The 14189-nt window shown below is 36.7% G+C and carries 12 protein-coding genes; 6 read left to right on the top strand and 6 right to left on the bottom strand.

Annotation, left to right across the window (positions count from 1 at the left end):
- From CLOCL_RS12085 to ytvI, 5 genes are all read left to right on the top strand, one after another.
- On the top strand, nt 1-762 hold the full coding sequence (locus CLOCL_RS12085; RefSeq protein ID WP_014255622.1) for a nucleoside phosphorylase: 762 nt from the start codon (nt 1-3) through the stop codon (nt 760-762).
- Complete coding sequence (locus tag CLOCL_RS12080) at nt 755-1549, top strand: BtpA family protein (protein WP_014255621.1); 795 nt, start codon at nt 755-757, stop codon at nt 1547-1549. Before CLOCL_RS12085 ends, CLOCL_RS12080 begins: the two co-directional genes overlap by 8 nt.
- A gap of 9 nt (nt 1550-1558) precedes the next feature.
- A complete protein-coding gene (locus tag CLOCL_RS12075; protein ID WP_027621367.1) occupies nt 1559-2707 on the top strand; it encodes an iron-containing alcohol dehydrogenase in 1149 nt (382 codons plus the stop codon).
- A 91-nt stretch (nt 2708-2798) separates the two neighbouring features.
- Entirely contained in the window at nt 2799-3521 is a 723-nt protein-coding gene (locus tag CLOCL_RS12070; RefSeq protein ID WP_014255619.1) for a tryptophan synthase subunit alpha, read from the top strand.
- Between the two features lie 352 nt (nt 3522-3873).
- Nucleotides 3874-4959 carry a sporulation integral membrane protein YtvI gene (ytvI, locus tag CLOCL_RS12065; RefSeq protein ID WP_014255618.1) on the top strand — a complete coding sequence of 362 codons (1086 nt, stop codon included), beginning with the start codon at nt 3874-3876 and terminating at the stop codon, nt 4957-4959.
- An 8-nt stretch (nt 4960-4967) separates the two neighbouring features.
- On the opposite strand, the gene sigK is transcribed toward ytvI, so the two are convergent.
- Nucleotides 4968-5681: an RNA polymerase sporulation sigma factor SigK gene (gene sigK, locus CLOCL_RS12060; protein WP_014255617.1), complete on the bottom strand. Its 714-nt coding sequence runs from the start codon at nt 5679-5681 to the stop codon at nt 4968-4970.
- A 303-nt stretch (nt 5682-5984) separates the two neighbouring features.
- On the opposite strand from sigK, the gene CLOCL_RS12055 reads away from it, so the two are divergent.
- Complete coding sequence (locus CLOCL_RS12055) at nt 5985-6515, top strand: hypothetical protein (protein WP_027621366.1); 531 nt, start codon at nt 5985-5987, stop codon at nt 6513-6515.
- Between the two features lie 318 nt (nt 6516-6833).
- Here the strand turns inward: CLOCL_RS12055 and CLOCL_RS12050 are convergent, their stop codons facing one another.
- The 5 genes from CLOCL_RS12050 to typA all read right to left on the bottom strand — a co-directional run bounded on the left by CLOCL_RS12050 (nt 6834) and on the right by typA (nt 13812).
- Nucleotides 6834-8489 (bottom strand): peptidoglycan D,D-transpeptidase FtsI family protein, encoded by a 1656-nt coding sequence (locus CLOCL_RS12050; RefSeq protein ID WP_014255615.1) that lies wholly within the window; start codon nt 8487-8489, stop codon nt 6834-6836.
- A 206-nt stretch (nt 8490-8695) separates the two neighbouring features.
- A complete protein-coding gene (locus CLOCL_RS12045; RefSeq protein WP_014255614.1) occupies nt 8696-9916 on the bottom strand; it encodes a peptidase U32 family protein in 1221 nt (406 codons plus the stop codon).
- Nucleotides 9917-9930: 14 nt separating this feature from the next.
- Nucleotides 9931-10569, bottom strand: a complete 639-nt coding sequence (locus tag CLOCL_RS12040; RefSeq protein WP_014255613.1) for an O-methyltransferase — start codon at nt 10567-10569, stop codon at nt 9931-9933.
- 97 nt (nt 10570-10666) lie between these two features.
- On the bottom strand, nt 10667-11800 hold the full coding sequence (gene mltG / locus CLOCL_RS12035) for an endolytic transglycosylase MltG (protein WP_014255612.1): 1134 nt from the start codon (nt 11798-11800) through the stop codon (nt 10667-10669).
- Nucleotides 11801-11991: 191 nt separating this feature from the next.
- A complete protein-coding gene (gene typA, locus CLOCL_RS12030; RefSeq protein WP_014255611.1) occupies nt 11992-13812 on the bottom strand; it encodes a translational GTPase TypA in 1821 nt (606 codons plus the stop codon).
- Nucleotides 13813-14189: the final 377 nt, after the last annotated feature.

The raw sequence follows: 14189 nt of genomic DNA, 5'->3' as shown, positions 1-14189 counted from the left end.
ATGGAAACATTATACTTGCGCGGTGATGAGAAAACAATTGCAAAATATGTAATCTTTTCGGGCGATCCGTGGCGCGTTGAAATTTTGGCAAAATTACTGGATAACCCAAAGCATGTTGCTTTTAATAGAGAATTTAACACCTATACCGGAACTTATAAGGGAATGCCCATAACCGTTTCGTCAACGGGAATAGGTGCACCGTCTGCAGCAATTGCCATGGAAGAAATGTATCAGTGCGGTATGGAAGTAGCCATAAGAATGGGTACTACAATGGGACTTAAAGACGACATGCTTGGAAAGCTGGTTATTCCGACCGGAGCAATGCGTGAGGAAGCCACAAGTGCCACCTATGTTCCGGTTTCCTATCCGGCAGTTGCTGATATTGAGCTTATTAATTGTATGAATAAAAGCGTGCTGGAAAATGGAAGAAACTATATAAACGGTGTTGTCTGTTCCATGGACGGCTTTTACAGCCAGATGCGCGAATCAAGACTAAGCCAAAAGATGGAAACAGATATTGATGAGACTTTTAAACGTCTTAAAAAGTACAATGTACTTGCTGTAGACATGGAGTCAAGCTGTATGTTGGTTTTGGCTAATTTGATGGGAATTAAAGCCTGCATTGTTACAATGACAACAGTTCTTGAGAACCTCAAGGATCAATTAAAAGGTGAGGACAGAAAGAAGGCGGAGGAAGATTTGTGCAAAATCGTCCTGGACGGACTTCAAATTTATAATAAAGAGGTTGATATAAATGAGTAATTCAAGTTTTATTGCAAGAGGGAAACAATTTGTTATCGGTATGGTACATTGTCTGCCGCTTCCGGGAACACCGGGTTTCTGCGGTGACATGCAAAAAATTATAGATCAGGCGGTAAATGATGCTCTAGTGCTTGAGGAAGCAGGCATGGATGCCATTATAATAGAAAACATGGGGGACAACCCCTTTGGAGTTGTATTGGATACCGAACAGGCCTGTGCCCTTGCAGCCATCAGTGCAATTATAGCTCAAAAAGTAAAGATTCCTATAGGAATAGATGCTGCCATGAATGACTATAAAACCTCCCTTTCCATAGCGAAGGCTGTTGGCGGATCTTTTGTTAGAATTCCGGTTTTTGTTGATACTGTTGAATTTTTTGGTGGAATAATAACTCCTTGTGCAAGGGAAGCAATGATTTTCAGAAAGAATCTGCAAGCTGAGGACATTAAGATCCTGGCAGACATTCAGGTAAAGCATACTCATATGGTACTTCCCCATGTAAGCATTGAGGACTCTGCAAAAGCTGCAGAATCATGCGGTGCCGATGCAATTATCGTTACAGGTACCCATATCGGTGTGGAAACTCCAATTGACATAATTAAGCGAGTAAGAAATGTTACGAAACTTCCTCTTATTGCAGGAAGTGGAGTTAAAACAAGCAATATAAAAGAGCAACTTTCCATTGCCGATGGGGCAATTGTAGGATCTAGCTTAAAAGAAGGCGGGATTATTGAAAATCCTGTTTCATTGAAATTATCAAGTGAATTAATAAATGCGTTAAAAGGATAAGTGATGAATATGATGAGACCTATGAAACTTGCCGGAAGTGAGTTAATGTTTGGCAGAGGCTGCCTGGAACATTTGAAAACACTGAAAGGTGAAAAAGCCTTTATTGTAACCGGTGGCTCTAGCATGAGAAAAAGCGGAATTCTTCAGAAGGTAATTGATTTACTTTCTGAAGCCGGTATAAAAAGTGAAGTTTTTTCGGGAGTGGAACCCGACCCATTCTTTAGTACAGTTTACCGTGGTGCTGAAGCAATGAAGGCCTTTGGTCCGGATATAATCGTTGGTTTGGGAGGAGGTTCTGCAATGGATGCTGCCAAGGCCATGTGGGTATATTATGAACATCCTGAGCTTACAATGCTTTCCGATATTATTCCTCCCAATCCCATACCTAAGCTTAGAAACAAAGCAAGACTTGTATGTATTCCGTCAACTAGCGGTACTGCCAGTGAGGTAAGCCGTTCGGTGGTAATCACCGAAGATGAAACCCATGTAAAGTATGGTATTGGAAACATGGAAATGATGCCGGATATTGCAATATGTGACCCCGAAGTTACAGTTACCATGCCGCCGTCTATTACAGCAGAGACGGGAATGGATGCTTTAACTCATGCTTTGGAAGCCCTTGTGTCAAAGAGAGCCAACTATCTGAGTAATATACTGGCAGCAGCTGCTGCAAAAGATATCATTCATTATCTGCCGAAGGCTTATGAGGATGGTTCAAATCTTGATTACCGTGAAATTATGCTTAATGCATCCATGACAGCGGGAATGGCCTTTACCAATGTTTCACTGGGAATTGTTCATTCCATGGCCCACACAATGGGAAGCTTTTTTGGAATTTCACATGGACTGGCCGATGCGATTATACTTCCCTATGTTATGACTTTTAACCAAGAGGATGAATTTGCTAAAAATACTTATGCCGCTTTGGCAAAAGAACTTGGTGCTGAAGATCTTGTTTCAGTAATTAGAGAATTAAATGATACCCTTGGGATTGCAAGATCCTTAAATGAGATAATAAAAGATGAGGCTGCATACATGGAGGTACTTGATGAAATGGCGAATATGGCTAAAAATGATGGATGTACTAAAACCAACCCCATTATTCCGACTATTGAGCAATTAAAAGAGTTATTTGTTAAAGTTTATAGAGGGAACTAAATTGTCTGGTATTTTGAAAATGATACGCCCGTCAATAGACTTAAACAAGATACATCAATTCAAGATACAATAATAGAAAGGTACGATTTAAATGAAATTAATATGCTACTTGTCTAACGGATACCCGACAATTGAATCCAGCATTAACATTGCTAAAGAGTACGTAGAGGCTGGCTGTGATATAATTGAAGTGGATTTTCCGTCATCCAATCCGTTCCTTGAAGGTGAATACATTGCAGGAAGAATGAAAACTGCTTTAGAGAACTGTAGTGATTACAGTTGTTATATGGAAGGCATAAAAACTATAAAAAATAATCATCCAAACACTAAATTTATTGTACTTTCTTATGAAAATACCATTGAGAGTATAGGTGTTGAACGGTTCATTGAATTTTGTACTCAAAATGGCCTATATGATATGATTTATGTGGGTGGAGACAATCAAGAAATAAAAAGTAAGTTAATTGAAAACGGAATAAAAATTTCATGCTATGTACAGTTTCATATGCCGGAAGAAGAAATACAAGCAGCACTTTCCTCCAACGGATTTGTTTATATGCAAGCAAAGCCTACCACCAATAATATAAATCCCAAATATCCAACTCTAAAGGACTGCATAGATGAGCTGAAAAGAAGAGGTATTACGAGAGAAATCTATGCCGGTGTGGGAATTTACACAACCGAAGATATTCAGATGGCAAAGGAAGCTGGAGCAGATGGTGTTTTTGTGGGTAGTACCATCTTGAAGCTTCAGACAGATATTCCGAAGATGAAAGAGACCATTGAAAAATTTAAAAAGGCCTGTAATGAATAGAATTTAAGCAATGTCAGCAAACATTATACATTATAATAGTTATAAACCAGATTCTATTCATGACTTTAAATCATGATATTGCTTGATACAAGTATACTGAAGATTTATATTTGTGAAAGACATTTAATCCCGGAGATTAAATGTCTTTTTACATAATTATCTGAATTATTGTTTTTAAATGGAGATTTTAAGTTTACCGTTTGCTATTCACGCTGAAAAGGAAATTAGCTGTGAATAGTACCAAAAGCAAAGTTTAGAAAAAGTTTATAAATTACTTAGTATTTAATACTTGCCCTAATATTGTCATAATAATATAATAAAAATAAAAAAACTACAAATTTTTGGAGATAATATGAATAAAAAAGGGTTAAAATTGTTTTTAAAGCTACTGTTAGTTATTGGAGGAACAATAGTCGGAGTTTTATTGTTTTTTAAATCGATTTTCTATATTGCTCCTTTTATAATAGCATTTGCATTATCGTCTTTAATGGAGCCTCTAATTAAGTTTCTGATGAAAAAAGTTAAGCTTAATAGAAAAGTTTCGGCATTGATTTCGCTTCTTCTTGTTCTGTTAATCACAGGATTAGTGGTGGCTTTTCTTATATTCAGGATTTATCAGGAAGCTCAGAGCTTGTATTTACTAATGCCGGAATATACTACAAATATTTATAACAATATTGAAGAGTATATCAGAAAGGCTTCTGAAATTTACTTAAGACTGCCCAGTGAGGCAACTAAAAGTATTGAAGGAATGATAGCAAATTTAATGTCCAGCGTATCGGCAATAGGAAGTTCCTTTGCAAAAAGACTTGTAAACACTGCTATTTCCATTCCGCAGGCAATAATTTTTGTAATAATCACAATTTTGTCCACGTTTTTTATGGCGTCTGACAGGGAAAAGATTTATGATTATATCAAATTAAATATTCCGGAAGAATGGGTTGATAGGGTAATAAACATAAAAGACGATATGTTTGCGGCATTATTCGGTTACATTAGGGCGCAGCTTATACTTATGAGCGTTACTTTTGTAGAATTAAGTATAGGTTTTGCCATTATAGGTGTCAGGCAAAACATACTTTTAGGATTATTAATAAGCATAATAGATGCCTTGCCTATTCTTGGAACAGGAGGAGTACTGATCCCTTGGGCAATATATAATTTTATTACCCATGATTTAAGAATGGGAATTTCACTTATAATACTTTATGGAGTAGTGTTGGTGGTAAGGCAGTTGATAGAACCGAAAGTTTTGGGGCAGCAGATAGGATTGCATCCTTTGGCGACACTGCTGGCCATGTATATAGGACTAAGAGTGTTCGGTTATATAGGAATGATAATTGGTCCGATAACCCTTTTACTTTTAAAGAATATAATTGGAGGATTGTTCAAGAAAAAGTCTTTCAAGGAATATGTTAGAGAGTGTAAAGAAGATTGAGAAGGCTGTCATTGACAGCCTTCCGGTTGTTTTAATTCCTTACCCAATTTCTTTATAGCTTTCTTTTCAATTCTGGAAACATAGGATCTTGAAATGCCCAGCATTTTTGCAATTTCCCTCTGGGTCTTGCTGGTACCGTTTAAAAGACCGTATCTTAATTCAAGGACTACTTTTTCTCTGTTTTTTAGAACTTCTCTCATTTTGCTATATAAACGCTTAACCTGCATTTTAAGTTCAACTTCGTCAACAACCGATTCGGCTTCATTTCCAATTATATCGATAAGTGCGATTTCATTACCTTCACGGTCAATGCCTATAGGATCCTGAAGAGAGACTTCGCTCTGAATCTTTTTAGTAGATCTGATTTGCATTAAAATTTCATTTTCAATGCATCGTGCAGCATAGGTGGCAAGTCTGGTTCCTTTCTCATCGTTAAAGGTAGAGATTGCCTTTATGAGTCCTATTGTTCCGATAGAGATAAGGTCATCTGCATCACTTACATTCGAAGTGTATTTTTTTACTATGTGGGCGACCAGCCTTAAATTTCTTTCTATAAGGATATTTCTTGCTTCTTCACTACCTTCTTTCATCATTTTTATATATCGTTGCTCCTCCTCCGGACTTAGTGGTTGGGGGAAAGAATTTATATTAGATACATATCCGAAAAGAAAAAATATGTTTCTAACTGCTTCCCCAAGCAAAGTACAAGCTATTGTGAGCAAGGTGAGGCACCTCCTATATAGGCTACCGTTTAATTATATGAATTTTTGCTTGGGGAGGTGCAAGTACAATGATAATTTTTTTGATATTCCCATAGTAGATGATGTTACATAGCATGTAAGGCAAAGAAATAGAAAAATTAAGAATTGAAATTTACAAAAATTAGTAAAGTAAAATGTGAATAAAGGTGTTTGATTTTGATTGAATTTAAGATTATTGGCATTATAGCCACATTAAAATCAATATAAAATTTTTTTAGTTGGTTATATTAAAAAAGAGATTAAATTGATAAGGGGATGTTAAAAATGAAAATATTACGAATACTTTTGACTTTAGTTTTAACAGTAAATATTTTTAGTGCTGCAGCATTTGCCGTTCCGACCGAACCGAAAACAACAAATCCTATTAATACTGAGCAAAATAATAAAAACAGTGAAAAAGGAATGCACCATGAGGAAAAGAAATGCAAGGATAAAAAATGCAAGGATGAATGCATAGATCCTATAAAATCACTGAAAGAAAAGAAAGAAGCTATTTTAAAGCTTGAAAAGGAAGGCAAGATTTCGAAAGAAAAAGCTGAGAAAAAAATTAAAGAAATTGACTCAAGAATTAAGGAATTCGAGGAGTTCAACAAGCTTTCGGTGGAGCAGAAGAGGGCAAAGCTGATTGAGAAATTTAAGGGGGTAATGGCTGAAAAGGTTAAGGAAGGTAAAATATCTCAGGAAAAGGCTGATGAGTTAATTAACGAATATACAAAAAAAGTACAGGAATGGGATGGCAAAGGTATACCTAGGTTCTACCACAAAAGTCGGGATAAGAAAATTAAGGATAGATAAAGGGGAAATATATTCATAATTTTAAGGAGTTCTTTTTAAAAAAACATTTTAATAAAAGCACCGGCTATGCTAAAAATCATAGCCAGTGCTTTTAAATTGTGTTTTTTTATATATTTTCATCAATTATTCATTTATACTTCAAATAATAAACAAAAAGACATCTTGAAGATTTATAATAAAAATTATCAAGATCAAAGTTTGAGCGATATCACTGACTCCAATGCCTATACATTGAAGGGTTATGAATAGGCATAACATGCTGTAGCGGCAGGGATGTGGGGGAATACATTAAATAGACTGTCAGAGGTTTTGACAACCCTAAAGCCCTTTATTGAGAATATCCCGGGCAATTTCTTCAAATATGGGAGCAGCAACGGAACCGCCGCTTTTTCCGTTTTCAATAAAAACAGCAATGGAATATTTGGGATTTAGTCTTGGAAAGTAACCGGCAAACCAGGCATGGACAACTTTTTCTCCGTCTATGTATTGGCCTGTTTCTGCACTGCCGGTTTTGGCTGCTGCTCCTCCATATTCATCTAAGTTTGCTTTTACACCAGTTCCACTTATAGTTACTTTTTCCATGAGGTATTTTATTTTATTGCAAATTTCCTTTGAAATAACTCTTTCGCCCTGGTTAAATTTTAAAACTTTAAGGGTGTTATTGGAAGAATCAATGATGGAATCTACTATATTTACTTTGTTTTTTATACCTCCATTGGCGATAGTTGCCACCATGTCGGCTACCTGTAAGGGTGTGGCAAGAATATCTCCCTGTCCAATGGATATATTGGCGATATCTCCATGGGTAAAGTATTTGTTCTCATCGGGGAGATGGCCTGAAGATTCTTCGACACCATGCTCATGGATTCCTGTAGGACAGCCTAAGCCGAACTTTTTTGCAGTTTTAATGATATTTGCAGCTCCGGTTTTTATTCCAAGTTCGATGAAATAAGGATTGCATGAAGAAGCAAAAGCTTCTTCAAGATTGATAAAACCATGACCGCCTTTTTCAAAGGAGGAACATTTGAAAATTTTATCTCCCAAAGTGATATATCCCGGGCAATAATAGTCCATATCCGGATTAATTCCGTTTTCGTACGCACTGGCCAGTACAATTATCTTAAATATGGAACCTAAGTTGTAAGATGCAACCGATCGATTAAACAGTTCCTTATCGGGACTGTCCAAGTATTTTTCTATATCGTTAGGGTCAAAATCCGGTTTGCTGACCATTGCAACTATATCACCGCTTACTACATCCTGAATGACTACCGAACCTTTCAGGCCGCTTTTTTCCAGTACGTTTTCAGCAATTTTCTGAATATGATAATCTATGGTGAGTTTTACATTGAGTTGATTCGTTTCTTCCGGTTCAATAAATCTGTATCCTAAACCTGCTACAAGATTGTTTTTGGCATCGGTAACCACACCTATACTGTTCTTATAGCTAAGTTTCAGTGTAGCCTGAAAATATTTTTCAATCCCGGTTTTCCCGGTATTGTCTATTTGGTTTATGTATCCGGTTACATGTTTTGCAACCGATTCTTTGCTGTACCTTTTAAGGGAATGAATAAAGGAAATTCCCTGAATTTTTAAATCAGCCAAAGAATCCTTTTGACTTTGGGTACAGGACAAAATTATGGGAGTTTTATTAAATTCGATTTCTCTTTTGAGTTTGCTTACGTTAAGTTCAAGTACTTGAGCTATGTTTGCAATATCGCTGTCTCTTCCTCTTAGGAGAAGGGGTTTTAGGACAATATAAATCTCTTCAGTTCTATTGGTCAAGGGTATCAAATTCCTGTCCAGTATGTTTCCGCGAGGGATATCAATACTTTTTTCGGATATTCTTTGAGTACTGGCCGACAGGGATAGTTTTTTACCGGCATATATCTGAAGATAAAATATTCTTATGCCGAGCAAAAAAATTAAAAATGTAAAGGACATAAGCAGAAAGCTAGCTCTTCTCAAACTCATAGATATTCTCCTTATGTTTTTCTATATTGCAATAAAAAATAGATGTCTATCCATTGCGCAAAATATGAGAAATTAACTTTTGCTTGAATTTGATATATATGAATTTTTCCACTGATGTTAAATTTTTATACGGTTTTTGAAAAAAGCATATAAATATAAATGTCCCGTACTTTTTATGTACGGGACATTTAGGGAAGAGAAAAGGGTTATTTTCTTCTTAACATGGCATAGGGGGTAACCGGTTGCTTCATTGGCATATAAACTATCATCTGCGGATGAGGTGCACTGTCGATGGGTTCACCATCGATATTTTTCATAGATTCTATGGTTTGTACGAAGAAATCCCCCTGAGGATTTACTACCTCAATTTCTTCACCCAAAACCATCTTGTTTCTCTGCTCAATTTTTGCAATTCCGGTGTCGGAATCGTATTCCAATACAAGGCCAATAAAATCATAATCTCTGATGTAAGAACTTGTATGATATATTTGAGTTTCAGATGATGGCTTTTCGAAATAAAAACCCGTTGTAAATTCACGATGGCTAGCTTTAGATACTTCTTCCAGCCATTTAGAGTCAAACTTGTAGTTTTCACCTAATTCATAATATGCATCTATGGCCTGGCGATATGCTTTAACAACTGTTGCAACATAATAGGCACTTTTCATGCGGCCTTCAATTTTAAGGCTCGTAACACCGGTATTTATTATTTGAGGAAGGTATTCGATCAAACACAGGTCTTTGGAATTGAAAATAAAAGTACCTCTTTCATTTTCATAAACAGGGAAGTACTCACCAGGACGTTTTTCTTCCATAAGATGATACTTCCACCGGCATGGATGGGCACATTGACCCCGGTTTGAATCACGTCCGGCCATATAGTTGCTTAACAGGCATCTTCCGGAATAGGATATACACATGGCACCATGAATGAAAAGTTCCAATTCCAGATCCGAAGGAGTATTCTTTCGGATTTCGATAATTTCGTTAACCGAAAGTTCCCTGGCCAAAACAATTCTCTTTACACCGAGGTTATACCAGAATTTTGCACTCATATAATTGGTGTTGTTGGCTTGGGTGCTTAAATGTATTTCCATATCGGGGCAAATTTCTTTTACTAAAGAGAATACTCCGGGATCGGATAAAATAATGGCATCGACGCCGATTTCCCCAAGAAAGCGAATGTAATCGGGCATTCCCGGGAGGTCATCATTATGAGGAATAATATTCATGGTAACATAGACTTTTTTACCCCTGCTGTGGGCAAAATCTATTCCTTCGATAAGATGCTCCCTTGAAAAGTTATCAGCCTTTGCCCTGAGGCTGAATTCTTCTCCGCCAAGGTACACTGCATCTGCACCGTATATCACTGCCATTTTCAATTTTTCAAGATTACCGGCAGGTGCCAGTAATTCAACTTTTTTCATACAATCTCTCCCAACTATTTTTTATAACTTATAGCAACTCCGTCTCCAATGGGTATTATACTGGTTTCTAAGTTTTCCGAGTTGCAAAGCATATCAAGGTAATTTCTGAGACGCTTTACTATTGTCTTTTTTCTTCTTACCACCAGTTCATCGTTGGCAATCATCCCTTTATAAAGGATGTTGTCGGAAATGAGAAGGCCTCCGGGGGAAAGAAGTCTCAGACACTCGGGCAGGAATTCAGGATACTGCCCTTTGGCTGCATCCAGGAAAATGAGGTCATACTGCTTATTAAGGCATTTTAAAACTTCCAAAGCATCTCCTGCGATAATATTTATAACATTTTCCAGCCCGGCTCTTTTTATATTGTTTTTTGCACGCTCAATCATTAATTCATATCTTTCGATTGTATCTATTCTGCCATTAGGCTGTAAAACTTCTGAAAGCAAAATGGAAGAATAGCCTATTGCTGTCCCGATTTCAAGTATTCGTGAAGGTCTCTTTATCATGCCGATAACTTGAAGGAGTTTGGCCACTTCAGGATGAACAATGGGAACATGGTTTTTGTTGGCAAATTCCTCCAGTTCTTTAAGTATACCTTCACTTTTTCTTATTGTATTGCGAATATAATCGTTTATATAATCATAGCAAATCATATCAATCCATCCTTATAAAATTCGAAAAACATAAAGCATTGATTGTATTTATTAGTGAGTTGGAAGAAAAATTGTGAGGCATTAAACCTCACAATTTTTAATCTTCGCTTTCTTCCTGTCTATTGTCAATATACCTTTTCTTAGCCGCTTCATGTTCGCTTAAAGTTTTGGAAAAGTAATGGCTTCCGTCACCTTTGGCGACAAAGTAATAATAATCGGTTTTTTCAGGATACAATGCAGCTTCAATTGATGCAAGCCCAGGACTGCATATCGGACCTGGAGGCAATCCTTCATAAAGATAAGTGTTATATGGGTCGTTTATTTTTGTATCGGCTTCAGTCAGTTTTTCTTTTATTTTTCCCTCTCTCTTAAAGAGAATATACTGAATTGTTGCATCGGTTTGCAATTTTCTCAAAGAAGGATCTTTGCTCTTAAGCCTATTGTGAAAAACACTTGAAATAATCGGCTTTTCTTCCGGAAGAGCAGTTTCCTTTTCAATTATTGATGCCAAGGTGATTATTTCATCGACAGTCATGTTGAGTTCTTTAGCCCTGGCGTAATAGTCCAACTTAAATTTCATATCGAAGTTATCCAAAAACTTGGTAATTATTTCCCGATCGGAGGAAAGCGGATCAAAAAAGTAGGTGTCGGGGAATAAATAACCCTCTAACCGGTTTTCCCTTTCAGGTATCTGTGCAATAAAATCATAATCAAATTGCTCAGTGTTCATTGATTTAATGAACGATTCCTTGTCAATCAATTTTTTCTCGCTTAATAAATTCAATACTTGATCTAAGTAGTAGGTCTCAGGTATTGTAACATTGACGCTGACCGGATTGCTTGAAAGTACTCGCATTAGTTCATCATAATTAAGATCTTTGCTTACAATGTGCTTTCCTGACATATAGGTACCGTCATAACCGTTTATCTTCGATTGAAGCATAAATAGGGTAGGCCATTTAATAATTCCGTTTTCTTTCAAAATTTTAGCTATGTCGGAAGTACTTGAACCTCGAGGTATTGTAATTTCAATACCTTCTGCGGGGTCAATACTTACCTCCAGATCTTCATCGGCCATACTTTCCTTTCTCAAGACATAACTGAAGGATGTAACAAAGATTACTGTAAAAAGAATGGTATATACCAAAATAAATACCAGAAAGCGATTGCTGTTAAACCTTTTTTTCTTTTTTTTCTTCTTTATTTCACTACTACTGCTATTTGAGTTCATAAAAATCACCACTTTATTTTATTAAGGAATAAATAACTCCAGTTATTATAATTCCTTAAAATATTTTATCAGAAACTGTAGAACATGTTTAATCTATTTTAATTAAAAATAAATCAATATATTAACTAAAAATAAAATGGAAAATAAGCAAAAACCGTATGTACGGTTTTTGCTTACAGTACATTAAGTTTTTAACCTCTATTGCGTGCTTTTGCCCTTTGCTCTGTATTGAGGATTTTCTTTCTCAGCCTGATATTTTTAGGTGTAACTTCAACAAGTTCATCGTCTTCAATAAACTCTAGAGCCTGCTCTAAGCTCAAAATAACCGGAGGAGTAAGCCTTAAAGCTTCATCGGAACCCGAAGCTCTCATATTGGTAACGTGCTTCTTTTTACATACATTGACAACAATATCCTCCGACCTTGCATTTTCGCCAACTATCATACCTTCGTACACACTGGTACCCGGTGTTATAAAGAGAGTTCCTCTTTCCTGGGCATTATACAAACCGTAGGTTACAGCTTCGCCATCTTCCCAGGCAACCATTGAACCCCTTGTTCTTCTGGGGATTTCACCTTTATATGGTTCATAACCGTAAAACACATGGTTCATTATACCATTTCCTTTGGTATCGGTCAAAAATTCCGATCTGTAACCAATCAAACCTCTTGCAGGAATTTTAAACTCAAGGCGCATATATCCTTGCTGAGATGAATGCATGTTTACCATTTCAGCTTTTCTCGATCCAAGTTTCTCCATGACTACGCCCATAAAATCTTCCGGAACATCAATGATAAGATATTCGATAGGCTCATATTTTTCACCGTTGACTTCCTTGTAGATAACACTGGGCTTTGATACCTGGAATTCATATCCCTGCCTTCGCATTGTTTCAATGAGTATGGAGAGATGGAGCTCACCTCTTCCGGATACCACAAAGGAATCGGGAGAATCGGTCTCTTCAACCCTTAAACTTACATTTGTCTCAAGTTCTTTAAACAACCTGTCCCTTAAATGCCTTGAGGTAACATATGTGCCTTCCCGGCCGGCAAAAGGACTGTTGTTTACACTGAAAGTCATGGACATGGTGGGCTCATCCACATCAATAAAAGGCAACGGTTCGGGAGAGCTTACATCACACACAGTTTCTCCGATGGTTATATTGCTGACACCGGCTATTGCAATGATATCTCCGGCTGAAGAAGTTTGGGATTCAATCCTTTTTAAACCGGTAAAGCTATAGAGCTTACTAATCTTTATATTTTGCAGACTTCCGTCTTTTTTGCAAAGAACAGCCTGCTGACCTGATTTTATTGTACCCCTTTCAATTCTGCCTATTGCAATTCTGCCAACATAGTCATCGTAATCTATGCTGGATACAAGAAACTGCAGAGGTTCATCAGGAGAACCTTTGAGGGCTGGAATATGGCTTATTATTGTCTCAAAAAGCGGAACAAGATTTTTGGGTTCATCGCTAAGGTTGAGGACAGCATAACCTTCCCTTGAAGAAGCATATACAACAGGGAATTCCAACTGATCCTCATTGGCACCAAGTTCGATGAACAAATCCAATACTTCGTCCAACACTTCCTGAGGTCTTGCGTCAGGTCTGTCAATTTTGTTTATTACCACAATGGGTTTTAAGTTTAATTGCAAAGCTTTTCTTAATACAAACCTCGTCTGAGGCATTGTTCCTTCAAAGGAATCTACCAATAACAAAACTCCGTCAACCATGTTCAGGACACGTTCCACTTCTCCGCCAAAGTCTGCGTGTCCCGGTGTATCAACAATATTAATTTTTATATCTTTGTAAAATACAGCAGTGTTTTTGGAAAGAATGGTTATACCTCTTTCTCTTTCCAAGTCGTTAGAGTCCATAACTCTTTCCGATACTTGTTCATTTTCCCTAAAAATACCGCTTTGCTTAAGCATCCCATCTACCAGGGTAGTTTTGCCATGGTCAACATGGGCAATAATTGCAACATTTCTTATGTTTAATTCCGAATTACTCACAAAAATCCCTTCATCTCCAATTTATTAAGGATTAGCTTAGCTATTCCAAAACATTATTGTAAAGTATCATTTAATATATTGTCAATTACATGTTTATTATAGGGTTTTAAATAAGTTAATATAAAAAATCCTTCGGTATGAACTGCAAAATGTTCCTTGCTGTATTTTTCTGCGTCTTTTGATAAAGCTGTTTTGGATATCTTCAATTATTATAAATTTCGGGTTTAAGGGCAACATATATTCAGATTTATGGCAAAAGTAAAAAAATTTATTGATTAAAATAAGACTATGTGTTATACTACTAAACGAAAATACGCACGCAGTATGATTTGTGGAAGGTTGCCGGTAACGGTCTTCCATAAAAATGATTGCTGCGG

The sequence above is a fragment of the Acetivibrio clariflavus DSM 19732 genome, assembly GCF_000237085.1.
Lineage (GTDB): Bacteria > Bacillota > Clostridia > Acetivibrionales > Acetivibrionaceae > Acetivibrio > Acetivibrio clariflavus.
Note: the sequence above shows the minus strand (reverse complement) of the source record. Positions and strands in the feature narration are given on the sequence as shown.